This is a genomic window from uncultured Sphingomonas sp. (assembly GCF_934560975.1).
Taxonomy (GTDB): domain Bacteria; phylum Pseudomonadota; class Alphaproteobacteria; order Sphingomonadales; family Sphingomonadaceae; genus Sphingomonas_I.
In genome coordinates this window covers 48,887-74,310 of sequence record NZ_CAKTFO010000005.1, presented here as the reverse complement: position 1 = coordinate 74,310, position 25,424 = coordinate 48,887, and the positions used below count along the sequence as shown (strand labels likewise).

The window sequence follows — 25,424 nt, the reverse complement described above, 5'->3', positions numbered from 1 at the left end:
CAGCATGACGCCATGCCGATGCCCGAACGTCCCGTCTACCTCCGCCTGCGCGACGAGATCGTCGCCATGATCCTCGACGGCCGCATCCGCGAAGGCGATGCCTTGCCCTCCGTACGAGCCTTTGCGGCGGAGCAGGGGGCCAATCCGCTGACCGTCGCCAAGGCCTATCAAAGCTTTCAGGACGATGGGCTGGTCACCGTGCGGCGCGGCGTCGGCATGTTCGTGGAGGATGGCGCGACCGAGCGGCTGCGCTCCGCCGCGCGCGCGCAATTCCTCGACGGGGAATGGCCGGCGATTGCGGCGCGGATCCGCCGGCTCGGCATCGATGCCGCCGACCTGCTGGAGCGGGTGCAGGTCTGAACGCGCGCGTTTAAGCGATTGGGCTTGGGGCGGCAGGGCTGCTAGGCGCGCGGCGTGAAGACGGAGCACATTCCTTTCGGCCCTGATGCCGTCGCCCGCGCGGCGGAGCTGATCGCGGCGGGGCAGCCGGTGGCGGTGCCGACCGAGACGGTCTACGGCCTGGCGGCGGACGCAACCGACGGCGCGGCGGTGGCGGCGATCTATGCGGCCAAGGGGCGGCCGTCCTTCAATCCCCTGATCGTGCATGTCCCTGATGTCGGGCAGGCGCGGGCGCTGGCGTCGCTGTCGGACGCGGCGGAACGGCTGGCGCGGGCATTCTGGCCGGGCCCGCTGACCATGGTGCTGCCGTTGCGCGAGGGGAGCCGGGTGGCGTCGCTGGCGACGGCGGGGCTCGCCACGGTCGGCCTGCGCGTGCCCGCCCATCCGGTGATGCGGGCCGTGCTGGCGGCAGCGGGCGTGCCGCTGGCGGCGCCATCGGCCAATGCCAGCGGCACGATCAGCCCGACGCGCGCCGACCATGTCCTCCGCTCGTTGGAAGGCCGCATCCCGCTGGTGATCGACGGGGGCGCGAGCGCGATGGGGCTCGAATCCACCATCGTCGCGGTGGAGCCGGACCGCCTGCGGCTGCTGCGTCCCGGACCGATCGACGCGGCGGCGCTGGCGGCGGCGGGCCTGCCGCTCGCGGAGGCGGCAACCGGCCGGATCGAGGCGCCGGGGCAGCTGACGCAACATTATGCCCCGTCCAAGCCGGTGCGGCTGGAGGCGGAGGCAGCGGAGCCCGGCGAGTGGCTGATCGGCTTCGGCCCGGTGCCGGGCGATGATACGCTCTCGGCCTTCGGCGACCTGGTGGAGGCGGCGGCGCGGCTGTTCGACCTGCTCCATGCGGCCGACCGGTCGCCGGCGCGCGCCATCGCCGTGGCGCCCGTCCCGCATGTGGGGCTGGGTTTGGCGATCAACGACCGGCTGCGGCGGGCCGCCGCGTGATGCCTTTCTTATGCCTGCCCCACTCGCTAGAGGGGCGACAGGCAATGCGGGGATATACTGATCGATGAAGCTGATGACCGGAAACGCCAATGCGGTGCTCGCGCAGGCCGTGGCGAACTATCTGGAGATCAAGCTGACCGATGCCTCGGTCCGTCGCTTCGCCGATGAGGAAGTGTTCGTCGAAATCCACGAAAATGTCCGCGGCGAGGACGTGTTCGTGCTGCAGTCGACCGGCTATCCGACCAACGACAATCTGATGGAATTGCTGATCATGATCGACGCGCTGCGCCGTGCGTCGGCCCGGCGGATCACGGCGGTGGTTCCCTATTTCGGCTATGCCCGGCAGGACCGGAAGCCCGGCCCGCGCACGCCCATTTCCGCCAAGCTGGTGGCGAACCTGATCACGGCGGCGGGCGCCAACCGCGTCCTGTCGGTCGACCTCCACGCCGGGCAGATCCAGGGTTTCTTCGATATTCCGACCGACAATCTCTATGCCGCGCCGGTCATGTCGGCCGACATCAAGGCGCGGTTCGCGGGGCGCAACCTGATGGTGGTGTCGCCCGACGTCGGCGGCGTGGTGCGCGCGCGCAGCCTGGCCAAAAGGCTGGACAATGCCCCGCTCGCCATCGTCGACAAGCGCCGCGAACGCCCGGGCGAGAGCGAGGTGATGAACATCATCGGCGACGTGGCGGGCCGTTTCTGCATCCTGGTGGACGACATCGTCGATTCGGCCGGCACGCTGTGCAACGCGGCCAAGGCGCTGCGCGCGGCGGGGGCGGAGGATGTGGTCGCCTATGTCAGCCACGGCGTGCTGTCTGGCGGCGCGGTGGCAAGGGTCGACCATTCCATGCTGCGCGAGCTGGTGATCACTGACTCGATCGCCGCGCCGCAGGCGGTGCTGGACGCGGGCAAGATCCGCCACCTCCAGATCGCGCCGCTGCTGGGTGAGGCGATCCGCCGCATTTCCGACGAAAGCTCGGTCTCAAGTCTGTTCGACTGACGCCGCGATCCAGGCGAGGTAATCGGCCGATCCGCCCAGGATCGGCACGATCAGGATTTCCGGCACGTCATAGCTGTGCAGCGCGCGGAGGCGGGCGGCGGCGGCCTCCGCCCGATCGGCCGTGGTCTTGATCTCCAGCCGGATTTCCTGCGCATGTTCGATCGCGCCCTGCCAGCGGTAGCAGCTCTGCACCGCCGCCATCTGGACGCAGGCGGCGAGCCCGTCCGCAACCAGCGCGTCGGCGATGCGCGACGCCTCCTCCGGCGAGGCGGCGGTGGAGAGGATCAGGACGGCGTCGCTCATCATCTCCTCCGCTCGGCTTGGGCTCAGGCTTCGTGCCAGGGGCGCAGGATGCTGCGCCGCCGGCCATACACGACATACAGCGCCAGCCCGGCCGCGTTCCACACCAGGCACCACAGGATGGTCTTGGTCGGCAGGCTGGTGAACAGGTAGGCGCAGCCGATCACCGCCACCGGCCCGACCAGCCACACCAGGGGCGTGCGGAACGGGCGGCGAATGTCGGGCGCGCGGCGGCGCATCACCATCATGCAGATGGCGACCGCCGAAAAGGCGATCAGCGTGCCGGCATTGGCCAGCGCGGCGATCTGGTCGATCGGCAGCACGCCGGCGATGATCGCCACCAGCACGGCGGTCAGCACGGTGATCCGCACCGGCGTGCCCCGGCTGGAAATGGCTGCCAAGCGCGGCGAGAGGAAGCCGTCGCGCGCCATCGCCAGGAAGATGCGGCTCTGCCCGTAGAGGAAGCCCAGCAGCACGGTCGGCAGCGCGATCACCGCCGCGATCGCGACGATGCGGCCGATGCCGGGCCGGCCCATGTCGCGCAGGATCAGGGCCAGCGGCTCCGGACTGTCCGCGAAATGGGTGTAGGGCAATGCGCCCACCGCCGCCGCCGCCACCAGCACGTAGATCAAGGTGCAGATCAGCATCGATCCGACGATGCCGATCGCCAGGTCGCGTTCCGGGCGCTTGGCCTCCTCGGCCGCGGTGGAGATGGCGTCGAAGCCGTAGAAGGCGAAGAAGATGATCGCCGCCGCCGCCATCACGCCGCGTGCCACGCCGTCGCCCTCGATCGTCTTGGCGAAGCCGTGCGGCATGAAGGGATGCAGGTTCTGCGCGTCGAAGGCGGGCAGGGCGACGCCCACGAACAGGGCCAGCGTCACGATCTTGATCGCGACCAGCACGGTGTTGAGCCGCGCGCTTTCCTGCGTGCCCAGGCTGAGCAGGCCGGCCACCACCGCGATGATGAAGATGGCGGGCAGGTTGACGATCCCGCCGAGCGCCGGCCCCGCCGTCAGCACGACGGGAAAGCCGATCGCGGTCAGCAACGGCGCGGCATAGCCGGACCATCCCACCGCCACGGTGGAAACGACCAGGCTATATTCCAGGATCAGGCTCCACCCGACCACCCAGGCGATCACCTCCCCCAGCACGGCGTAGCTATAGGTATAGGCGCTGCCTGCGGTCGGCATCATGGTCGACATTTCGGCATAGGCCAGAGCCGCGCAGGCGCAGATCGCGCCGGCAATGGCGAAGGAGACGAGCACGGCCGGCCCCGCCCGGTCCGCGCCGACCCCGATCAGGGTGAGGATACCCGTGCCGACGATCGCGCCCACGCCGAGTGCCACCAGATGCGGCCAGGACAAGGACGGGACCAGGCGTTGCGCGCCCCCCGGCGGCGCGGTTTCGATCGGCTTGCGCCGGAACCAACTGTTCATGTGACTTCCCATGATGGACGCTTACCACCCCCCGGCGGCGCGTTTCAAAGATCCTTGAGCACGACGCCCGTATCCGCCAGCCGGACGGGATCGGGCGCGGCGCGGTTCAGCACCAAGGCGCGGCCCTGCACATAGTCGCGGGTGGCGTTGACGCAGTCGAGCGCGATCACCCGACCCTGCTGCAGGTAGACCAGCGAGAAGCTGCGCGTGGCCGGATCGCCCCGCAATATCGCCCGGTCGTGGCCGAGCGAGAGGCCGACCGTCTGCAGCCGCAGATCATATTGGTTGGACCAGAACCATGGCACTGCATAATAATCCGTTGCCGTGCCGGTCAGCGTCCTGGCCACCGCATTCGCCATGTCGTTGGCGTTCTGGACCGATTCCAGCCGGATCTCCGCGCCGTCGGCAAAGGCGTTGGCGTGGAGCGCGCAGTCCCCGATCGCAAAGATGTCTGGCAGGGTGGTGCGGCACTGCCCATCGACCCGCACGCCATTGCCGCCCTCCGCCCCGGCCGCCAGCAAAGGTTCGACCGAGGGCGTGATGCCGATGCCGACGATCACCATCTCGCACGGCAGCAGCTCGCCACTGTCCAGCCGGACGCCACGGGCGCGGCCGTCTTGCTGCTCGATACAGTCCACCGTGACGCCCAGCCGCAGGTCGACGCCGTGCGCGCGATGCTCGCCTTCGTAGAAGTGCGACAGGGCTTCGCCGGCGACGCGGGCGAGGACGCGGTCCTGCGCTTCCAGCACGGTCACCTGCTTGCCGAGCTTCGTCAGGACGGCGGCCGCCTCCAGCCCGATATAGCCGCCGCCGATCACCACCACGCGGGTGGTGGCGGGCAAGTCCCCGACCAGCCGATCGACGTCGGCGCGGGTGCGGATGGCGTGGACGCCCGCCACGTCATGCCCCGAACAGACCAGCGAGCGGGGCCCGCCGCCGGCGGCCCAGACCAACGTGCCATAGCCGATCCGATCTCCGGCCGTGACCGCGTGCGCCGCTGCATCCACCGCGGTCACGCGCCGGCCGAGCAGCATGGTGACCCCGCGTTCCTCCCAGAAAGCCGGTGGGCGGATCAGCAGCCGCTCGAACGGCTTGTCGCCCGCCAGGTAATCCTTGGAGAGCGGCGGGCGTTCGTAGGGCGGTTCGGATTCGTCGCCGACGATGGCGATGGAGCCCGCAAACTTGGCCTGGCGGAGCGCGATCGCCGCCTGCGCGCCGGCATGGCCCGCGCCGACGATCAGGACGTCATGGTGGCTCATGCGAGGCGCTGCGCCGCCCAGGTGAGATGATCGGCCATGAAGGTGGAGATGGAATAATAGCTGTGGTCGTAGCCGGGCTGGAGCCGCAGGGTGAGCTCGATACCCGCCGCGTCGCAGGCATGGCGCAGCAGATCGGGGCGGAGCTGCTCGGCCAGGAACTGGTCCGCCTCCCCCTGATCCACCAGCAGCGCCGGCACGCGCGCGCCATCCTCGATCAGGGCGACCGCGTCATGCCTGCGCCAGGCGGCCTGATCGGCGCCCAGATAGCCCGCCAGCGCCTTCTGCCCCCACGGTACCCGCGACGGCGCGACGATCGGCGCGAAGGCGGATACCGCCCTGAACCGGTCGGGAAAGGTGAGACCGATGGTGAGCGCGCCGTGGCCACCCATGGAATGGCCCATGATCGCCTGTCGGGCCAGATCGACGGGGAAGGACGCGCCGACCAGTTCCGGCAACTCTTCCGTGACATAGGTCCACATGCGGTAATGCTCCGCATAAGGTGCCTGCGTCGCATCGACGTAGAAGCCCGCGCCGAGACCGAAATCATAGGCCGCGTTGGGATCGTCGGGCACGCCCGCCCCGCGCGGCGAGGTGTCGGCTGCGACGAAGATCAGGCGATGTTCGGCGCAGGCGCGACGATATTCGCCCTTTTCCGTCACGTTGGCGTGGGTGCAGGTGAGGCCGGACAGATACCATACCACCGGCAACCGCTCGCCCTCCACATGGTCGGGCACATAGACGGAAAAGGTCATGTCCGTGCCCGTTGCGGCGCTGGCGTGGCGATACACGCCCTGCGTTCCGCCGAACGCGCGGTTGGTGGAGAGGGTCTGGAGGCTCATCGGAACACCATGGTCATGTCAGGACAGCCGATGCGTCGCGCACAGCTTGTTGCCGGCGGGATCGCGCAGATAGGCGAGGTAGAGGGTGCGCCCGCCGGTCGCGTGGCGGATGCCGGGCGGATCCTCGCACGGCGTGCCGCCGTTCGCCATCCCGGCGGCGTGCCAGGCATCGACCGCTCCGGGCGACGCGGCGGCGAAGCCGATCGTGCCGCCATTGGCGGGGCTGGCGGGTTCGCCGTCGATCGGGCGGGTCACCAGCAGGCGTCCGCCGGCATGGACGTAGACCGCCCGCTTGCGCTCGTCGACCTCGCCCGCCGCGATGCCGAGCGCGCCCAGCGCCGCGTCGTAGAATGTGCGGGACGTGTCCACGTCATCGGCGCCGACCACGATATGGCTGAACATGTCAGAACAGCACGACCGAACGGATGCTTTCGCCGGCATGCATCAGGTCGAATCCCTTGTTGATCTCCTCCAGCGAGAGGACGTGGGTGATCATGGGGTCGATCTCGATCTTGCCGTTCATGTACCAGTCGACGATCTTGGGCACGTCGGTGCGGCCCTTGGCCCCGCCGAACGCGGTGCCGCGCCAGTTGCGGCCCGTCACCAGCTGGAACGGGCGGGTGCTGATCTCCTTGCCGGCTTCCGCCACGCCGATGATGATGCTGGTGCCCCAGCCGCGATGGCACGCCTCCAAAGCGGTGCGCATCACCTCGGTATTGCCGGTGCAGTCGAAACTGTAGTCCGCCCCGCCGTCCGTCAGCGCCAGCACCTCTGCGATTACCGCCTCGCGGCTCTTGCCCTTGGCCGGGATGAAATGGGTCATGCCGAAGCGGCGGCCCCATTCCTCGCGATCGGGGTTGATGTCCACCCCGACGATGGTGGCCGCGCCCGCCAGCTTCGCGCCCTGGATGACGTTGAGGCCGATCCCGCCCAGCCCGAACACCACGACGTTCTCGCCCACCTGCACCTTGGCCGTGTTGACCACCGCGCCGACGCCGGTGGTGACGCCGCAGCCGATGTAGCAGCTGGTCTTGAACGGCGCGTCCTCACGGATCTTCGCCACCGCGATCTCGGGCAGGACGGTGAAGTTGGAGAAGGTCGAGCAGCCCATATAATGGAAGATCGGCTGCCCCTTGTAGCTGAACCGCGTGGTGCCGTCCGGCATCAGCCCCTTGCCCTGCGTCGCGCGGATCGCGGTGCAGAGGTTGGTCTTGCCCGACAGGCACGACTTACACTGGCGGCATTCGGGCGTGTAGAGCGGGATGACGTGGTCGCCCGGCTGAACCGACGTCACGCCCGCGCCCACCTCGCGCACGACGCCTGCGCCTTCATGGCCGAGGATGGAGGGGAACAGCCCCTCGCTGTCCAGCCCGTCCAGCGTATAGGCGTCCGTATGGCAGATGCCGGTCGCCATGATTTCCACCAGCACCTCGCCCGCCTTGGGGCCTTCCAGATCGACTTCGACGATCTCCAGCGGTTGCTTGGCCTGGAACGCTACGGCGGCACGCGTCTTCATACAGATGTCCTGATTGGGATTTCGGAGCAGAGACAGGGGATGGCGATGGCAGCATCAAAAGGCAAGGTTGGGCCCGCTTGTGGTAAGGGCGGCACTGTGCTGCAATCACGCCCGTGATCCAGGCCGCGCTCCACCACGTCACCTCCTACCGCTATGACCGGCCGATCCGGCTGGGGCCGCAGATCGTGCGGCTCCGCCCCGCGCCGCACAGCCGCACGGAGGTGCCCAATTATTCGCTGACGATCCTGCCGGAGCAGCATTTCATCAACTGGCAGCAGGATCCGCACGGCAACTGGCTGGCGCGCATCGTCGTGCCGGAGCCCACGGCCGAGTTCCGGGTCACGGTGGACCTGATCGCAGACCTTGCCGTGATCAACCCGTTCGACTTCTTCGTCGAGGATTATGCCGAACGGCGGCCGTTCCACTATGCGCCGGACCTCCACACCGACCTGTCCGCCTATTTCGAGGTGGAGCCGCAGGGCCCGTTGTTCGATGCCCTGTATCAGCGGTTCGCGGGCGTGGAGATGCGCTCGATCGACTTCCTGGTCGAACTCAATCGCGCGGTGAACGAGGCGCTGGGATACGTCATCCGGCTGGAGCCGGGGGTGCAGATGCCCGAGGAAACGCTGACCTGCGGAACAGGATCGTGCCGCGATTTCACCTGGCTGCTGGTCCAGCTGCTGCGCAAGCTGGGCTTCGCCGCGCGGTTCGTGTCGGGCTATTCGATCCAGCTCACGCCCGACGTGATGCCGGTGGACGGGCCCAAGGGCGTGGCGCAGGACGTATGCGATCTCCATGCCTGGGCGGAGGCCTATATTCCCGGCGCGGGCTGGATCGGGCTCGACCCCACCTCCGGGCTGTTCGCGGGCGAGGGGCATATTCCGCTCTGCGCGACGCCGCATTACCGCTCCGCCACGCCGATCGAGGGCACGTTGCTGGAGCCGGCGCATGCCGACTTCGACTTCCACATGGACGTGCAGCGCATCGCCGAGGCGGTGCGGATCACCAAGCCGTTCACCGACCAGCGGTGGGACGCGCTCGACGCACTCGGCCGCCGGGTGGACGCGGACCTCCAGGCGCAGGACGTGCGCCTCACCACCGGCGGCGAGCCGACCTTCCTGGCGGCGGATGATCCCGAAGCGCCGGAATGGAATGCGGACGCGGTCGGGCCGACCAAGGCCCTCTATGCCGATCGGCTGATCCGACGGATGCGCGACCGCTTCGCGCCCGGCGGCCTGATCCACCACGGCCAGGGCAAATGGTATCCGGGCGAAAGCCTGCCGCGCTGGGGCTATTCGGTCTATTGGCGGCTGGACGGCGTGGCCGTGTGGCGCGATCCCTCCCTGCTGGCGAGCGAGGATGCGGGGCAGGCTTCGCTTGATGCCGACAGCGCCGAGCATTTCCTGAAAGCCGTGGCCGACGCGCTGGCCGTACCCGCCGATTTCGTCGAGCCGGCCTTTGAGGATCCGGCCGAATGGGCGCTGAAGGAAGCGGAACTGCCCGCCAACGTCACGCCGACCGATCCCAAGATCGAGGATCCGGAAGCGCGCGCGCGGATGGTGCGCGCGTTCGAGCGCGGGCTCGCCCGGCCGGTCGGCTATGTGCTGCCGATCCAGGCGTGGCAGGCGGCGCAGGCGCCCGAACCCCGCCGCTGGCGGAGCGAACGCTGGAACGTGCGGCGCGGCAAGCTCTTCCTGGTGCCCGGCGACAGCGCGGTCGGCTATCGCCTGCCCCTGGGATCGCTGCCTTATGTGCCGCCGGCCAGCTATCCCTATCTCCACGTCCGCGACACGACCGAACCGCGCGAGCCGCTGCCCGATTATCGCGCGCAGCGGATGGAGAGCGTGGCGCCGGCGGCGGGCGCGGGCGCGCAGGAGCGGGTCGAGCAGGTGCCGATCGAGGGCGCGGTCCGCACCGCTTTGTCGGTGGAGGCGCGCGGGCACTACCTCGCCGTGTTCCTGCCGCCGACCGAGCGGCTGGAAGATTATCTGGAGCTGGTGTCCGCGATCGAGCGGGTGGCGGAGGCGACCCGCATCCCCGTCCGGATCGAAGGCTATGCACCGCCGCCCGACCCGCGCCTCCAGGTGCTGAAGGTCACGCCCGATCCCGGCGTGATCGAGGTCAACGTCCAGCCGACCTCCACCTGGGAGGAGACGCGCGCGCTCACCACCACGCTCTACGACATGGCACGCGAGGAGGGGCTGACCGCCGACAAGTTCCTGGTCGACGGGCGTTCGGTCGGCACAGGCGGGGGCAACCACCTGGTGCTGGGCGGGCGATCGGTGAGCGAGTCGCCCTTCATCCGCCGCCCGGACCTGTTGAAGAGCTTCGTCCTCTACTGGCAACGGCATCCGTCGCTGTCCTACCTTTTCTCCGGCCTGTTCATCGGCCCGACCAGCCAGAGCCCGCGCATCGACGAAGCGCGGCATGACGGGCTGTACGAGCTGGAAATCGCGCTGGCGCAGGTGCCGAATCCGTTTGCAAGCGGGGTCGGCACGGGCGACGCGCCGCAGCCGTGGATGGTGGACCGGCTGTTCCGCAACCTGCTGGTCGACGTCACCGGCAACACCCACCGCACCGAAATCTGCATCGACAAGCTCTTCTCGCCCGACGGACCTACCGGCCGGCTCGGCCTGGTCGAGTTTCGCGGGTTCGAGATGCCGCCGGACGCGAAGATGAGCCTGGCGCAGCAATTGCTGGTGCGCGCGCTCACCGCCTGGTTCTGGCGCTCGCCACAGGCGGGCGGGCTGGTCCGCTGGGGCACGGCGCTGCACGACCGCTTCATGCTCGGCCATTTCGTCTGGGCGGATTTCCTGGAGGTGCTGGGCGACCTGCGCGGCGCGGGCTACGATTTCGATCCCGCCTGGTTCGAGGCGCAGCGCCAGTTCCGCTTTCCGGTGCACGGCAGCGTGACCGCCGGCGGCGTGACGCTGGAGATTGCGCACGCGCTGGAACCCTGGCCGGTGCTGGGGGAAACGGGCGCCATCGGCGGCACCGTGCGCTATGTCGACAGCTCGACCGAACGCCTGCAGGTGCGGGCGACCGGCCTGGTGCCGGGGCGCCACATCGTCGCGTGCAACGGCCGCCATGTGCCGATGACGCCCACCGGCGTGCAAGGCGAGGCGGTGGGCGGCGTGCGCTACAAGGCGTGGGAGCCGGCCAATTGCCTCCACCCGCGCCTGCCCGCCGACGCACCGTTGACCTTCGACCTGCTCGATCGGTGGAACGGGCGGTCGCTGGGCGGCTGCGTCTATCATGTCGGGCATCCGGGCGGGCGCAACTATGACAGCGTGCCGGTGAACGATTACGAGGCGGAGGCACGGCGCAAGGCGCGCTTCGTCGATCATGGCCACACCCCCGGTGCGATCGCCATGCCGGCGGAGGAACGGGCGGGCGACTTTCCGATGACGCTGGACCTGCGGCGGCCGGCGGACCTGTGACGAAGGCGTCGCCTGCCGCTTGCGCGGGAGAATGAGACGCGTAGGGCATGACGCCATGTGGGGCACCAACATGGCGCAGCTGCCCGGTATGCCCTCGTGGGGGCAGGGCTGGCTGGAAAGCTATATCGCGCAGGCGGGCGGCGGCGACGTCGTGCGCGACGACATGGGGCGCGGCGCGCGCTGGTGGCATCACCTGTTCGACGGGGTCGCGACCCTGACCGAAGGGCGGCTGCAACGGTTGCAGGACCGGGTCGGCCGCCAGGTGAACGAGATCGGCACCACCTTTCGCCTGCCCGGCGACCCGGCCGAACGGCCGTGGCCGCTGTCCGCCTTGCCGCTGCTGATCGGCGAGGATGAGTGGAGGGGGATTGCCGACGGGGTCGCCCAGCGCGCCGAACTGCTGGAGCGGGTGCTGGGCGACATCTATGGTCCGGCGACGCTGGTGGCGGACGGGCATCTGCCCGCGCCGCTGGTGACGGGATCGCGCCATTTCTGGCGGTCCATGATCGGGATGGAGCCGCGCGGCGGCCATCGCCTCCACATCTACGCGGTCGACCTTGCGCGCGGGCCGGACGGCGGGTGGCGCGTGCTGGCCGACCATGTCCGCGCGCCGGTCGGCGCCGGCTATGCGCTGGAGAACCGGCTGGCCGCCAGCCGGGTGATGGGGGCGTTGCAGACGCGGCTGAACCTGCACCGGCTCGCCGGCTTCTTCGCCGATTTCCGCGAAGGCCTGGCCGCCGCCTGCAAGCGCGACGATCCCCGCATCGGCCTGCTGACGCCGGGACGCTATAATCAGAGCTATGCCGAGCAGGCGCACCTCGCCCGCTATCTCGGTTTCCTGCTGGTGGAGGGCGACGACCTCGCCGTGCGCGACAATCGCCTGTATGTCCGCACGATCGAGGGGCTGAAGCGGGTCGATGCGCTGTGGCGGCGGATGGATGCGCGCTTCCTGGATCCGCTGGCGTTCGACAGCGCGTCCAGCATCGGCGTGCCGGGCCTGATGGACGCGATCGCCGCCGACGACGCCGTGCTGGCCAATGCACCGGGCGTGGGCGTGGTGGAATCGCCTGCCTTTGCCGCTTTCCTGCCGAGGGTGGCGCGCAAGCTGCTGGAGCAGGACCTGACATTGCCGAACATCGCCACATGGTGGTGCGGGCAGGCAGGGCCGTGCGGGGAGATGCGGGCGCGGCTGGACGACCTGCTGGTCAGCCCCGCCTTTGCCGATCCGGTCGTCGGCCTGCCCAATGGCCCGGTGCTCGGCGCCAGCCTGGACACGGCGGGCCGGACCGCGCTGGAGCAGGCGATGGCGCTGCGTCCGCAGGATTATGTCGGGCGCGAGGTGGTGCGCCTGTCGACCATGCCGGTGGTCGCCGACGGGCGGCTGGTGGCGCGCCCCTTCACCTTGCGCGCCTTTGCGGTGCGCGACGGAACGGGGGCATGGTCGGTCATGCCGGGCGGCTTCGCGCGGATCGGGGAAGGGGCCGACGAACGCGCGGCCGTGATGGGCGAAGGGGCCTTTTCGGCGGATGTCGGCGTGGTCGCGTTGCACGCGGTGGAGCCGGTGTCGCTGTTGCCGCAGCATGTCGCCGTGCGGCGCAATCCCGGCACGCTGCCCAGCCGCGCGGCGGACAATCTCTACTGGCTCGGCCGCTATCTGGAGCGGGGCGAGGCGACGTTGCGGCTGGTGCGCGCCACGTTGGGCGGCACGATCGACGCCGATACCGGCGCAAACCTCGTGCCGGTGACGCTCGACCGGCTGGCGACCCTGCTGATTTCCACCGGCGCGTCGCAACTCGTGTCCTGCGAGGAGGATGAGGAGGAGGCCGGGGGCGTGATCCACGACCTCGCCGAGCTGGCGGCGGCGGCGCTGGACGGCCCCGGACTGGCCGGCATCCGCACCCTGTTCGGGACGATCCACAATATCGCGTCCGGCATCCGCGATCGCCTGTCGGCGGATGTCTGGCGGCTGGTGGACATGCCGCTGCCGCCCGCGCAGGGCGAGGATGCCGGTGCGCTGCTGGCGCGGGTGGGGGCGTTGCAGGAACGATTCGCGGCGCTGGCGGGGCTGGCGGCGGAGAATATGGGCCGCACCGCCGGCTGGCGCTTCCACGATCTCGGTCGCCGGATGGAGCGCGCGCTGGTGGCCTGCCGCCTGTGCCGCAATTTCGGGACGGAGGCGGCGACCGCCGACGACCTGACCACCCTGCTCGACCTGATGGACAGCCAGATCAGCTATCGTTCGCGCTACATGACCGGCCTTGCGCTGGTGCCGGTGCGCGACCTGGTGGCGCTCGACCCGTTCAATCCGCGCAGCCTGGCCTATCAGATGGTGCGCATCCGCGAGCATCTCGCCGCTTTGCCGTCGCTCCGTGACGACGGGATGGAGGAGGAGCAGCTGGCCGTCGCCAACGAACTGGCGCTGATGGTCACCACCGTGCGCGCGGAGTCGCTGTCGCGCGCGACGTTGCTGGGGATCGAGAACCGGCTGATGGCGCTGAGCGACGCGATCGCCGCGCGCTTCTTCCTGCAAGGCGCCGAAACGGTGCGCGCGCCGGGCATGGTGCTGGCGTGATGCGCTACGCCATCAGCCACCGCACGCGCTTTCGCTATGATTTTCCGGTGCGGTTCGCGCGCTGCAACCTGCGGCTGCGGCCGATCGACTGGGACGGGCAGCAGGTGGAGGATCATGCCCTCGCCATCGGCCCCGCCGCCACCGTCACCGCCGGACGCGACAGCGGCTATCCGGTCGTGACGCACCGGATCGTGGTGGACAAGCCCGCGACCGAGCTGGTGATCGACAGCCGCGCGCTCGTCACCGTCGACCGGGTGCCGCCGGAGCCGAAGCCGGACGACTGCACCGTGGCGGCGGCGGCGCGTCTGGGGCGGGACGTGCGCGACCTCGGCGACACCGCGCCGGCCTCTTATCTCTATCCATCCCCGCTGATCGCCGCCTTTCCGGAGATCGCCGCCTGGTGCGCGCAGGAATTGCGGCCGGAGCGCGGGGTGGTGGAGGCGGGACTGGCGCTCGCCCGGCGGATCCAGGCCGACTTCCACTATGACGGCAGCGCCACGCAACTGGATACCAGCCCGGCCGAGGCCTTCGCCAAACGCCATGGGGTGTGCCAGGATTTCGCGCAGATCATGATTTCCGGCGCGCGCTCCGCCGGGCTCGCCGCCGCCTACGTCTCCGGCTACCTCCGCACGGTCCCGCCGCCCGGGCGCGCCCGGCTGGTGGGCGCGGACGCGACCCACGCCTGGGTGCTGCTGTGGTGCGGGCCCGAGCGGGGGTGGATCGGCTTCGACCCCACCAACGGCGTGGCAATAGGGCAGGACCATATCGTGACGGCGGTCGGCCGCGACTATGGCGACGTGGCGCCGATCGATGGTATCTTTCTGGGGCAGGACGGACAACGCATCGACGTCGCGGTCGATGTCGAACCGTTGGACTGAGCAGACGCCGATGCTGGCGCGGACCGTTATCGACTCGCCGGTCGGGCGGCTGACCCTGGTGGCGGGGGATGAGGGGCTGGTTGCCGTGTTGTGGCCGGACGACGATCCGGCGCGCGTCCCGCTACCGTCCTCGACCGAACGGGCCGACCATCCCGTGCTGGTGGAGAGTGCGCGCCAGCTGGCCGACTATTTCGTGGGACGGCGGGAGAGCTTCACCATCGCGCTGGATTTCCGGGGCACCCTTTTTCAGGTCGCGGTGTGGCGTGCCCTGCTCGACATACCCTTTGGCGAAACGCGGACCTATGCGGACGTCGCGCGGCGAATCGGCCGCCCCGATGCGGTGCGCGCGGTGGGTGCCGCCAACGGGCGCAACCCCATCTCGATCATCGCGCCCTGCCACCGCGTGGTCGGCTCCGGCGGCGCGCTGACCGGCTTTGCCGGCGGGCTGGCGGCAAAGCGCGTGCTGCTCGACCTGGAACGGCGCGACCAGCAGCTCTGGCGGGTGATGGATTAGGCCGACAGCGCCGGGGCGGGAGTCCGCCGATTCGGCGCGGGCAACATCCCCTCGCGCTGCGCGACGATGGTCGGCACCAGCATCTGCCCGGCCACATTGACGGCGGTGCGGCCCATGTCGAGGATCGGGTCGATCGCCAGCAGGAGCCCCGCCCCCTCCAGCGGCAGGCCGAGGGTGGACAGCGTCATCGTCAGCATGACGGTTGCGCCGGTCAGCCCTGCCGTCGCGGCCGAGCCCAGCACGGATACGACCGCGATCAGCAGGTAATCCGACAGGTGCAGCGGCAGGTTGAAGAATTGCGCGACGAAGATCGCGGACACCGCCGGATAGATCGCCGCGCACCCGTCCATCTTGGTCGTCGAACCCAGCGGCACCGCAAAGGCGGCATAAGCGCGCGGTACGCCCAGCGCGCGCTCGGTCGTTTCCTCGGTCACCGGCAGCGTGCCGACCGACGACCGCGATACGAAGCCGAGCTGGATGGCGGGCCAGGCATTGCGGAAGAACCAGCTCGGGCTGAGGCCGTGCAGCACCAGCAGGGTCGGATACACCACCAGCAGCACCAGCCCGAGGCCGAGATAGATCGCACCGGCAAAGGCGCCGAGCGAGGACAATGTCTCCCACCCGTAACGCACCACCGCGTCGCCGATCAGGGCGGCGGAGCCGATCGGGGTCAGCGCAATCACCCAGCGGAGCAGCCGGCGGAAGATCGCCAGCGCCGACGCGTTGAAGGCGAGGAAGGGCGCCCCTGCTTCGCCCACCCGCACCGCGGCGGCACCGATCGCGATCGCCGCGACGATGATCTGCAGGACGTTGAAGTTCAGGACAGTCGCCGCGCCGCCGTCGTTCAGCGTCGTCTTGGCGGTGAGGCCCAGCAGGTTGGCGGGCACCAGCCCCTTCAGGAAATCCAACCACGATCCGGTCGTCGCGGGCACAATTGCGGCGGCCGGGTTCGCACCCGCGCGCACGCCTGGTTCCAGCAGCAGGCCCAGCGCAATGCCGATCACCACCGCGATCAGGGCGGTGATGGCAAACCACAACAGGGTCTGCGCCACCAGCCGGGCGGCATTCTGGAGGTCGCGCAACGCCGCGATCGACCCCACGATGGCGGTGAACACCAACGGCGGCACCAGCGCCTTCAGCAACTGGATGAAGATCTGGCCGACCGTGTGCAGCGTCGTGCCCAACACCCCGTCCGCCCCGGATAGCTGCCGGGCGAGCAGGCCGAGCGCCAGCCCGGCGATCATGCCGAGGGCGACTTGCATCCCGAACGAGAAGCGCGGCTGGCGGGCGAACGTCGTGGTCATGCTACACCAAGTGGCGGTACGATCCCGCCGTAACAAACAAGCATTTCTGCGCGGTGGCCAAGCGGATCAGGGCCCGTCGGCGCCGCGCGGCTCATTCGGGGCGATATTGCGGATCTTTCGAGGCGATGTCGCCCTGGCCGGCGCGTTGCAGCAGCCGGTTGATGTAATCCAGCTTGGCGACGATCGTTTCCGACAGGTGGAAGGGGTAGAGATCGGGCTGCCCCATCGATCGGTTGATCGCATTTTCGGCAAAGGCGAATGGGCCCCATTCGGCCACCAACGGGCCGGTTTCGGCGGCATAGGGATCGAAATCCACCGATGGCTGCTCTTCATGTCCCGGCCATTGCGTCATGCGCATGCCGAAGCCGCCGATGGTGGCCAGCGCATCCATGATATGCATCAGGTGCGCGAAGGTTTCGGCGAAATCCTCCCACGGATGCATGGTGGCATAGGCCGAGACATAGTCGGTCGACCAGCCGGAGCCGCCATCGCCATAATGTTTGGACTTGGCCTCCTCGTAGCTCATCCGTTCGTCGCCGAACAAACGACGGAAGTTCAGCACCTCCGCCGTCCCTTCGATCAGGCGTGCGAAGTAATAATGGCCGACCTCGTGCCGAAAATGGCCGAGCAGGGTGCGATAGGGCTCGCCCAGCGAGGTCCGCATCCGCTCGCGCTGGACGTCGTCGGCCTCGATCAGGTTCAGCGTGACGAGGCCGTTTTCGTGGCCGGTGGTGATCTGCACCGTGCCGGTCTCCTCCCCCACCGGATCGTAGAGGAAGTCGAACGTCAGGCCGGGGGTGGTGCCGTTCGCCTCCGCCTCCGCCTGCGTCTCGATCGGCAGGCGCAGGCGCAGCAGGGTGTGGAACAGCCGGCGCTTGGCGGCCTCGATCCGGGCCCAGCGTTCGGGCACGGTCGGCGCGGTCAGATCGGGGATGGTGCGGTTGTGCCGGCACGCGCGGCAGAGCGGCTGTTCGCCCGTCGCCGGCACCAGCCAGTTGCAGATCTGATAATCGTTGTTGTTGGCGCACACGACCAGGTCGTGCGCCTCGCCCCCCGAGTCGCGCCAGGTGGTGGCATTGTCGCCCAGGAACAGCAGCAGGTCGCTGTCCGGATCGTAACCCAGCGTGAAAGCGCAATTGGGGCAGACCCGCACCTCGAAATGCGTCGGCCGGCCGCAATTGGGGCAGGGATAAGGCTTCATGCGCGTCACCTGGGAATTGGGGGTGGAGACGGCCGGACAACGCCGCCGCTTGTGCTTTGTGCCACTTTGCCCTTGTGGAACGCCCATCCGCCCCGCACATCGTGGGCGAGGAGGGCTGATGGCAGATCTGTATTCGACTTTGGGCGTGGCGCGCAGCGCGGACGAGGCCGCGATAAAGAAGGCCTACCGCAAGCTGGCCAAGGAGCTCCACCCCGATCGCAACCAGGACAATCCCCAGGCCGCCGCCCGCTTCACGGAGGTGACGCAGGCCTATGATCTGCTGTCCGACACCGGCAAGCGCGCCCAATATGATCGCGGCGAGATCGACGAGCAGGGCAATCCCAAGATGCCGTTCGGCTTCGGCCAGGGCGGCGGCGGTGGCGGCTTTCGCGCGACCCGCGGTGCACCCGGCGGGTTCGAGTTCGGTGACGCTGGCGGCGGCGGGGATTTCAGCGACATTTTCGAAGGGCTGTTCGGCGGCGGGCGCCAGCAGCGCGGCGGCGCTGGCGGCGGCTTTGGCGGCTTCGGCGCGCGATCCCGCCCGCAAAAGGGCGCGGACGTGGCCTATCGCCTGGCGGTGGAGCTGGACGAGGCGGCGGCGCTGAAGCCGCAGCGCATTACCCTGTCGTCCGGCAAGACGATTGATCTGAAGCTGACGGCCGAAGCGGTCGCCGGCACGCCGATGCGGCTGGCGGGGCAGGGCGAAGCGGGCGCGGGCGGCGCCGGCGACGCGATGGTGACGGTGGAGGTGAAGCCGCACCGTTTCTTCACCCGCGACGGCGACGATGTCCGCGTCAACCTTCCGATCCGGCTGGATGAGGCGGTACTGGGCGCCAAGATCAGGCTGCCGACGGTGGAGGGCGCTGTCATGATGACCATCCCGCCGGGCTCCAATTCCGGCAAGGTGCTGCGCCTGAAAGGACGTGGCTTTCATCGCCGCGACGGCACGCGCGGCGATCAGCTGGTGACCCTGATGGTGGACGTGCCGGCCGACGACCCGGCGCTGAAGGCGTTCGCCGAGGGCTGGGGCGAGGAAAGGGACCGCAACCCGCGCGCCGATCTGGGCGTATAGCCACCGCGGAAGCGGTGGAAGGGCGCGGATTTGCAAAAGGTTTCCCCGGCGTCGCCGGAACAGCGGGCGCAACGGGGCAATCCGGAGGCGCTGGACCATATTCCGCGCTATCGACGCGGGTGGGAGATCGTGAAGCGGGTCGGTGTTGGCGTCTATTCGGACGGCTTCATCCACGCCGGCAACCTCGCTTACCTCGCGCTGATCTCGCTCTTTCCCTTCTTCATCGTCACCGCCGCTTTGGCCCATGCGCTGGGACGGGGGCCGGATACCACGCTGGCGGTGGAAAGCTTCCTGCGCACCCTGCCGCGGTCGGTGCGGGAATTGATCCGCCAGCCGATCAGCGACGTGCTGGCGCAGCGCACCGGATCGCTGCTGTGGCTGGGCGGATTGGTCGGGCTGTGGACCACCGGCAGCTTCATCGAGACGATCCGCGACATCCTGCGGCGCGCTTATGGTGTCTCTTATTCCAAGCCGTTCTGGCATTATCGCCTGATGTCGGTGGCGCTGGTAATGGGATCGGTGGTGCTGATGCTGCTCGCTTTCAGCCTGCAATTGCTGCTGACCGGCGTGGAGCAGCTGGTTGCGCGCCTGCTGCCCGTATCGGATGAGGTGCTGAACTGGATCGGCTGGTCGCGGCTGGCGCCGGGATTGGCACTGTTCGTGTCGCTCTACCTCGTCTTCTACACGCTGGCGCCGAGCAAATATCGTTGGGCGCGCTGCCCGAAATGGGCGGGTGCGGCCTTTACCGCCGTGTGGTGGGTGGTGACCACGATGGGGCTGCCGCGCGTGCTGGCTGCCCTGGGGGGCTATGACCGGACCTATGGCAGCCTTGCGGGCGTGATCATCGCCTTGTTCTTCTTCTGGCTGGTGGGCTTTGGGCTGGTGATCGGCGCGCATCTCAATGCGGCACTGGCGGAAACCCCGCAACGCAGCGTAAGGAGCGGGCAAAGCTATGCTCAGCAGGAGGAATGATGGCCGGGCTGATGGAGGGTAAGCGGGGGCTGATCATGGGCCTCGCCAATGATCGGTCGCTTGCCTGGGGGATCGCGCAGGCGTTGGCGGCGCAGGGCGCCGAACTGGCGTTCAGCTACCAGGGGGAAGCGCTGGAGAAAAGGGTGCGCCCGCTGGCGGAGCAGGTCGGCTCCGACCTGCTGATCGATTGCGACGTGGGCGACATGGATGCGTTGGACGCTGCGTTCGCCAAGCTGGCGGAACGCTGGCCGACGATCGACTTCGTCGTCCACGCAATCGGCTTTTCCGACAAGAACGAGCTGCGTGGGAAATATGTCGACACCAGCCTCGACAATTTCCTGCTGACGCTGAACATTTCGGCTTACTCGTTCGTGGCCGTGACCAAGCGCGCGCGGGCGATGATGCCCAATGGCGGGTCGCTGCTGACCTTGAGCTATTATGGCGCGGAAAAGGTGGTGCCCCATTACAACGTGATGGGCGTGGCCAAGGCGGCGCTGGAAACCAGCGTGAAATATCTGGCGATGGATCTGGGGCCGGAGAATATCCGGGTGAACGCCATTTCGGCGGGCCCGATCAGGACGCTGGCCGCCAGCGGCATCGGCGACTTCCGCTACATCCTGAAGTGGAACGAGCTGAACTCGCCGCTGCGCCGTAACGTGACGATCGAGGATGTGGGCGGCGCGGGCCTGTACCTGCTGTCCGACCTGGCGAGCGGCGTGACCGGCGAGATCCACCATGTCGACGCCGGCTACAACGTCATCGGCATGAAGGCCGAGGACGCGCCGGACATCGCCCTCGCGTGAACCGGGGCAGCGCGTGAGCTGGAACAGCTTCGGCCGGGTGTTTCGCTTCACGACCTGGGGCGAAAGCCACGGGCCGGCGCTGGGCGTCGTCGTGGACGGGTGCCCGCCCGGGCTGGCGTTGAGCGAAGCGGACATCCAGCCCTTTCTCGACAAGCGCCGGCCGGGCACGTCGCGCTTCACCACGCAGCGACAGGAGCCGGACCAGGTCCGCATCCTGTCGGGCGTGTTCGAGGGGCGGACCACCGGCACGCCGATCAGCCTGATGATCGAGAATGTGGACCAGCGGTCCAAGGATTACTCTGAGGTCGCCCGGGCCTATCGCCCCGGTCATGCCGATTATGCCTATGACGCCAAATACGGCTTTCGCGACTATCGCGGCGGCGGGCGATCATCGGCGCGCGAGACGGCGGCGCGGGTGGCGGCGGGTGCCGTGGCGCGGCTGGTGATACCGGAGGTGACGGTCCGCGCGTGGGTGGAGGCGATCGGCGGCGACGCGATCGACCGCGCCCATTTCGATGCGGACACGGTCGACGCCAATCCCTTCTTCTGTCCCGATCCCGTGGCCGCGGCCCGATGGGAAGGGCTGGTGGACGAGGCGCGCAAGACCGGTTCCTCGCTCGGTGCGGTGATCGCGGCCGAGGCAACCGGCGTACCCGCCGGCTGGGGCGCGCCGCTCTACGCCAAGCTCGACAGCGAACTGGCGGCGGCGGCCATGTCGATCAACGCGGTCAAGGGCGTGGAGATCGGCGACGGCTTCGCCGCGGCGGCGCTGTCCGGCGAACAGAATGCCGATCCGATGCGTCCGGGCATCGACGGGCCGGACTTCCTCGCCAACCATGCCGGGGGCATTGCGGGTGGCATCTCCACCGGTCAGCCGGTGACGATGCGGGTCGCGTTCAAACCCACCAGCTCGATCCTGACTCCGGTGGAAACCGTAACCCGCGAGGGTGAGGCGGCCGAGATCCGCACCAAGGGGCGGCACGACCCCTGCGTCGGCATTCGTGGCGCGCCGGTGGTGGAGGCTATGATGGCGCTGGTGTTGGCCGATCAGAAATTGCTCCACCGGGCGCAGACCGGCCGCTAGCGGGGGTTCTCAACGATCTAGCGCGTGCTCCTGCGAACGCAGGAGCGCAGGTGGCGAGGGATTTTGCCTGGTGGTTCTGGGCTCCTGCGTTCGTAGGAGCACGGGGCGTGGTAGCCTGGAAACGCCAGTGCCGGTCGCGATTCAGGGTTGCGCTGGTGTAACAGCGCGCCGGTGCTAGCGCGAAGGCGGGAGCCTGGCAGTCCGGGCCACATCGCTCCGCCTCCTGCGCTCCCGCCTTCGCGGGAGCATTGCGTCAATTCGAACGGGCGGAAAGATCCTAAGCCGCGCGGGGCGTGGCGGGGTTGAGCGCCTGCAGCGCCTCCGCCAAGGCCCGCAGGGTGAAGGGCTTGCGCAGCACCTCCGCGCCCTTGAAGTTTTCCGCTTCGCCGGCTTCCCCGACATAGCCGGTGACGAACAGAACCCGCAGGTCGGGATAGCGGGTGTGCACCGTGCGGACGAGTTCCGGGCCGGTCATGCTCGGCATCACCACGTCGGTCATCAGCATCCCGAACCGCTCGCCCGCATCCAGCCGCTGGATCGCCTCCGCGCCCGATCCGCACAGGACGTGGCGATAGCCCAGTTCCTTCAGCGCCTCGCCGGTGGCGGCACGCACGCGGGCATCATCCTCCACCACCAGGATGACATCGTCGAACGCGATGGTCGCGGTCCTGGTCCCGGCGGCGACGACAGGCTCCGCCGGCTCGGGCGGCCGCGCCGTGCCCGCGCCCTGGTGGCGGGGCAGGTAGATGGACACGGTGGTGCCCTGGCCGACCACGGAGGAGATGGCGACATCGCCCCCGGACTGGCGCGCAAAGCCCAATATCTGGCTGAGGCCCAGCCCCGTGCCCTGTCCCACCGGCTTGGTCGTGAAGAACGGCTCGAACACGCGTTCCAGCGTCGCCTGCGATATGCCGGAGCCATTGTCGCTCACCGCCATGCGGACATATTCGCCGGCGGGCAGGGTGCCGACCTCCTGATCGGCCAGCCGGCTGTTGAGCGCGCTCATCTCCACCCGTCCGACCCCGTTCATGGCGTCGCGCGCATTCACGGCCAGGTTCAGGATCGCGTTTTCCAGCTGATACGCATCGACCCACACCGGCCAGACATTGGCGGCGGACAGGATGCGAACCTCAATCCGTTCCCCGATCGTGCGATCGACCAGATCGGACATGTCGCGCAGCAACTGGCCCGGCTCCACGGCGGCGGGCAGCAGCGGCTCGGCGCGGGCGAAGGAGAGCAGGCGGCGGGTCAGAGCGGCGGCGCGGGTGGCGCCTTCCATCGCGCTGTCCAGATGGCGGCTCGCCTCCTCTGCCTGTTCCTCGACCCGGCGCTTGGCCATTTCCAGACCGCCCAGCACCACCGCCAGCATGTTGTTGAAATCGTGGGCGATGCCGCCGGTCAGCTGACCGACCGCGTCCATTTTCTGCATTTGGCGCAATTTCTGTTCGGCGACCTCGCGGGTGCGGGCCTCCTCCACCAGCCGCCGATTGGCTTCGCTCAGTTCCAGCGTGCGTTCCTCCACCGCATGGGCCAGGGCGGCAGCGCGATCCCCTTCGCTGTCCGCGCGTTCGCGCGCGGTCCGGCGGCCGGCAAAGGCGAAGATCAGCAGATAGCCGAGCGCGAGCACGGACAAGGCCAGCAGCACGCCCACGACCGAGAGCAACCGGGCGAGCGTGTTGGCACGATCGGTGCGCGCGGCGGCGACATCGGCCCGCACGTCGAGCAGGGTGACCTCCGCCTCCGCAACCTCGTGCAGGGTGCGGCTGATCAGCGGCAGCGTGGGCGACCGGCCGGCGCGGGCAAACAGCGACAAAGCGGGCCAGCCTTGCTGGTAATTGGCGCGGGTGGCGGGCAGCGCCAGTTCCTGGCCGCGCCTGGTGTAGAGCTGGTGCAGCAGGCGCATGCGTTGCGCCTGCTTGGAATCGTCGCGGATCAACCGGTCGAGATCGTCCAGCAGCCGCCCGGCCTGCCGCCAGGCGTCGTAATAGGATGTGCCCGTGCGCCGGTCGCCGTCAATCACGAACCGGCCGAGCGCCGCCTCCGCCCGCGCCAGCGCGCCGTCCACGTCATGGGTGAGCAGCACCACCTGATAGCTATGCTGCTTGCGGGCGAGGGCGGAGTCGCGCTCCTCGTTGGAGCGTTGCACCAGGACCAGCAAGGCCACCAGCAGAAACGCCGCCATGAACGCGACAATGCCGACCAGCACCTTGGCGCGCAGGTTCGGCATATCGCCTGACCGGGCCGAAATGTTCTCCATCTGCATCCGCCAAATTAAACCTCCTCCGCATTAGCGGAAAGGCTTGAAGCGAATGTTAACCTCGAGTCAGGCGATGCAGCCCACGCTCCGCCCCGCCGCGGCGAAGATTTCCAGGATCTGGCCGACCTCCTCGTCCGAATGTTCGGCGCAGAGCGAACAGCGGAGCAGGAAGGTGCCCGCCGGGGTCGCCGGGGGACGCGCCAGATTGACGTACACGCCGCCTTCCAGCAGCGCCTGCCACAAGCTAACCGCCGTTTCCTGATCGGGCAGCATCACCGCGATGATCGCGGATTGCGCCGTCTCGGTCGCGATCCGGTAGCCAAGGTCGCGCAGGCCCTGGTGCAGCCACTTGCTGTTCTTCCACAGGTGCGCGCGCTTGTCGCCGGCGTGCATCAGCTTGCGGATCGAGGCGGCGGCAGTGGCGACCACGCTCGGCGGCAGGCTGGCAGTAAAGACGTACGGGCGGCAGACGAGGCGCAGCACCTCGAAATCGGGATGGTTGGAAACGCAGAATCCGCCCACCGTGCCCACCGACTTGGAGAAGGTGCCGACCACGAAGTCGATATCCTTCTCGCAGCCAAGCTCCTCATACACGCCACGGCCATTGGGGCCGAAGAAGCCCATGCCGTGCGCCTCGTCGCACAGGATCATCGCGCCATGCTTCTTGGCGACGGCCACCATCTCCGGCAGCGGGGCGATGTCGCCGAACATCGAATATACGCCTTCCAGCACGACCAGCTTGCCGGCGTCCTTGGGCAGGCGGCCGAGGCGCTTGTCCAGATCCTCGACGCTGTTGTGGCGGAAGCGCACGATCTCCGCATTGCCCAGCCAGCAGCCGTCATAGATGGAGGCGTGGCTGTCGGCATCGAGGATGATGTAGTCGCCCTTGCCCGCAAGCGTGGAGATGACGCCGAGATTGGCCTGGTAGCCGGTCGAGAAGACGATCGCGTGTTCGGTCCCGTAGAACGATTTAAGCGCGTCCTCGCATTCCTTGTGGCCCTGATAGGTGCCGTTGAGCACGCGGCTGCCGGTTGTACCGGCGCCATATTCGTCCAGCGCCTTCTTGCCCGCCGCGACCACGTCCGGGTCGAACGTCATGCCCATGTAATTGTAGGTGCCGAGCAGGATCGTCTCCTGGCCCTTGATGATCGCGCGGGTCGGCGACAGCACCTGGTCCATCACGATCGCGAACGGATCGCGCACCCCGGTGGCGAGCAACGCCTCGCGCTCCTGGATCAGCGGGCGGAACTTGGCGAACAGGTCGCGCGCGCCCGCCGGGGTCGGCAGGTCGGCCAGGGTCAGGTCGTCCGGCGTGTCGATCGCGTCGGTCATCAGGCGGCGGCCTTCAGCTTGGCGATGGTGTCCACCAGCTGGCCGACCGTTTCGATATCCGCCTGCATGTTCATGGTGATGAGGATGTCGAATTCGTCCTCGACCGCCGCCACGAAGTCCATCACGGTCAGGCTGTCCCATTCGAGGTCGCCGGCGAAGGTAGTGGATTCGGTCAGGTCGATGTCCTTCTTGTTGAAGGGTTCGATCTGTTCGGCAACGCGCTCAAAGATTTCGGGATGCTGGCTCATGGGTGGCTCTTTGGGACAGTGGCGGGACGTTGCCAAGCGATTGCGGCGGCGGT

At 68.7% G+C, this 25,424-nt stretch carries 22 protein-coding genes; 11 read left to right on the top strand and 11 right to left on the bottom strand.

Going from position 1 to position 25,424, the window contains the following annotated elements:
- Positions 1-12: 12 nt before the first annotated feature.
- The 3 genes from Q0D93_RS05585 (at position 13) to Q0D93_RS05575 (ending at position 2,344) form a co-directional block, all read left to right on the top strand.
- Positions 13-360, top strand: a complete 348-nt coding sequence (locus Q0D93_RS05585) for a GntR family transcriptional regulator (RefSeq protein ID WP_294391965.1) — start codon at positions 13-15, stop codon at positions 358-360.
- Positions 361-414: 54 nt separating this feature from the next.
- Positions 415-1,344, top strand: a complete 930-nt coding sequence (locus tag Q0D93_RS05580; protein WP_294391964.1) for an L-threonylcarbamoyladenylate synthase — start codon at positions 415-417, stop codon at positions 1,342-1,344.
- 64 nt (positions 1,345-1,408) lie between these two features.
- On the top strand, positions 1,409-2,344 hold the full coding sequence (locus tag Q0D93_RS05575; protein ID WP_294391963.1) for a ribose-phosphate pyrophosphokinase: 936 nt from the start codon (positions 1,409-1,411) through the stop codon (positions 2,342-2,344).
- Here Q0D93_RS05575 and cutA read toward each other — a convergent pair.
- Genes cutA through Q0D93_RS05545 form a run of 6 tightly spaced genes read right to left on the bottom strand, consistent with a single transcriptional unit; the run spans position 2,327 to position 7,694 of the window.
- The gene (gene cutA / locus Q0D93_RS05570; RefSeq protein WP_294391962.1) at positions 2,327-2,647 is read right to left on the bottom strand and encodes a divalent-cation tolerance protein CutA; all 321 of its coding nucleotides are present in this window, start codon (positions 2,645-2,647) and stop codon (positions 2,327-2,329) included. The two genes, Q0D93_RS05575 and cutA, sit on opposite strands and share 18 nt — an antisense overlap.
- Before the next feature lie 23 nt (positions 2,648-2,670).
- On the bottom strand, positions 2,671-4,080 hold the full coding sequence (locus tag Q0D93_RS05565; RefSeq protein ID WP_294391961.1) for an amino acid permease: 1,410 nt from the start codon (positions 4,078-4,080) through the stop codon (positions 2,671-2,673).
- Between the two features lie 44 nt (positions 4,081-4,124).
- Entirely contained in the window at positions 4,125-5,339 is a 1,215-nt protein-coding gene (locus tag Q0D93_RS05560) for an FAD-dependent oxidoreductase (protein ID WP_294391960.1), read from the bottom strand.
- Complete coding sequence (gene fghA, locus Q0D93_RS05555; protein ID WP_294391959.1) at positions 5,336-6,178, bottom strand: S-formylglutathione hydrolase; 843 nt, start codon at positions 6,176-6,178, stop codon at positions 5,336-5,338. The genes Q0D93_RS05560 and fghA overlap by 4 nt, the downstream gene beginning before the upstream one ends.
- 18 nt (positions 6,179-6,196) lie before the next feature.
- Complete coding sequence (locus Q0D93_RS05550) at positions 6,197-6,580, bottom strand: VOC family protein (protein WP_294391958.1); 384 nt, start codon at positions 6,578-6,580, stop codon at positions 6,197-6,199.
- 1 nt (position 6,581) lies between these two features.
- Positions 6,582-7,694, bottom strand: a complete 1,113-nt coding sequence (locus Q0D93_RS05545; RefSeq protein ID WP_294391957.1) for an S-(hydroxymethyl)glutathione dehydrogenase/class III alcohol dehydrogenase — start codon at positions 7,692-7,694, stop codon at positions 6,582-6,584.
- Between the two features lie 113 nt (positions 7,695-7,807).
- Here Q0D93_RS05545 and Q0D93_RS05540 point away from each other — a divergent pair, with 113 nt between their 5' ends.
- Genes Q0D93_RS05540 through Q0D93_RS05525 form a run of 4 tightly spaced genes read left to right on the top strand, consistent with a single transcriptional unit; the run spans position 7,808 to position 15,098 of the window.
- Positions 7,808-11,134: a transglutaminase family protein gene (locus Q0D93_RS05540; RefSeq protein ID WP_294391956.1), complete on the top strand. Its 3,327-nt coding sequence runs from the start codon at positions 7,808-7,810 to the stop codon at positions 11,132-11,134.
- 55 nt (positions 11,135-11,189) lie between these two features.
- A complete protein-coding gene (locus Q0D93_RS05535) occupies positions 11,190-13,706 on the top strand; it encodes a circularly permuted type 2 ATP-grasp protein (RefSeq protein ID WP_294392108.1) in 2,517 nt (838 codons plus the stop codon).
- Complete coding sequence (locus Q0D93_RS05530; protein ID WP_294391955.1) at positions 13,706-14,584, top strand: transglutaminase family protein; 879 nt, start codon at positions 13,706-13,708, stop codon at positions 14,582-14,584. Before Q0D93_RS05535 ends, Q0D93_RS05530 begins: the two co-directional genes overlap by 1 nt.
- A 10-nt stretch (positions 14,585-14,594) precedes the next feature.
- Positions 14,595-15,098: a methylated-DNA--[protein]-cysteine S-methyltransferase gene (locus tag Q0D93_RS05525; protein ID WP_294391954.1), complete on the top strand. Its 504-nt coding sequence runs from the start codon at positions 14,595-14,597 to the stop codon at positions 15,096-15,098.
- On the opposite strand, the gene Q0D93_RS05520 is transcribed toward Q0D93_RS05525, so the two are convergent.
- Entirely contained in the window at positions 15,095-16,402 is a 1,308-nt protein-coding gene (locus tag Q0D93_RS05520; protein ID WP_294391953.1) for a dicarboxylate/amino acid:cation symporter, read from the bottom strand. The two genes, Q0D93_RS05525 and Q0D93_RS05520, sit on opposite strands and share 4 nt — an antisense overlap.
- A gap of 91 nt (positions 16,403-16,493) precedes the next feature.
- Complete coding sequence (locus tag Q0D93_RS05515; protein WP_294391952.1) at positions 16,494-17,603, bottom strand: putative zinc-binding metallopeptidase; 1,110 nt, start codon at positions 17,601-17,603, stop codon at positions 16,494-16,496.
- Between the two features lie 118 nt (positions 17,604-17,721).
- Here Q0D93_RS05515 and Q0D93_RS05510 point away from each other — a divergent pair, with 118 nt between their 5' ends.
- From Q0D93_RS05510 to aroC, 4 genes are read left to right on the top strand one after another with little or no spacing between them, the layout of a single operon-like run.
- Positions 17,722-18,675, top strand: a complete 954-nt coding sequence (locus Q0D93_RS05510) for a DnaJ C-terminal domain-containing protein (protein ID WP_294391951.1) — start codon at positions 17,722-17,724, stop codon at positions 18,673-18,675.
- Positions 18,676-18,705: 30 nt separating this feature from the next.
- Positions 18,706-19,647: a YihY/virulence factor BrkB family protein gene (locus tag Q0D93_RS05505; protein ID WP_294391950.1), complete on the top strand. Its 942-nt coding sequence runs from the start codon at positions 18,706-18,708 to the stop codon at positions 19,645-19,647.
- The gene (gene fabI / locus Q0D93_RS05500; protein ID WP_294391949.1) at positions 19,647-20,450 is read left to right on the top strand and encodes an enoyl-ACP reductase FabI; all 804 of its coding nucleotides are present in this window, start codon (positions 19,647-19,649) and stop codon (positions 20,448-20,450) included. The genes Q0D93_RS05505 and fabI overlap by 1 nt, the downstream gene beginning before the upstream one ends.
- 13 nt (positions 20,451-20,463) lie before the next feature.
- A complete protein-coding gene (gene aroC / locus Q0D93_RS05495; RefSeq protein WP_294391948.1) occupies positions 20,464-21,534 on the top strand; it encodes a chorismate synthase in 1,071 nt (356 codons plus the stop codon).
- Positions 21,535-21,811: 277 nt separating this feature from the next.
- Here aroC and Q0D93_RS05490 read toward each other — a convergent pair whose 3' ends face one another.
- From Q0D93_RS05490 to Q0D93_RS05480, 3 genes are all read right to left on the bottom strand, one after another.
- On the bottom strand, positions 21,812-23,791 hold the full coding sequence (locus Q0D93_RS05490; protein WP_294391947.1) for an ATP-binding protein: 1,980 nt from the start codon (positions 23,789-23,791) through the stop codon (positions 21,812-21,814).
- Between the two features lie 66 nt (positions 23,792-23,857).
- The gene (locus tag Q0D93_RS05485) at positions 23,858-25,123 is read right to left on the bottom strand and encodes an aminotransferase class I/II-fold pyridoxal phosphate-dependent enzyme (protein ID WP_294391946.1); all 1,266 of its coding nucleotides are present in this window, start codon (positions 25,121-25,123) and stop codon (positions 23,858-23,860) included.
- Positions 25,123-25,371 (bottom strand): acyl carrier protein, encoded by a 249-nt coding sequence (locus tag Q0D93_RS05480; RefSeq protein ID WP_294391945.1) that lies wholly within the window; start codon positions 25,369-25,371, stop codon positions 25,123-25,125. Before Q0D93_RS05480 ends, Q0D93_RS05485 begins: the two co-directional genes overlap by 1 nt.
- Positions 25,372-25,424 lie beyond the last annotated feature (53 nt).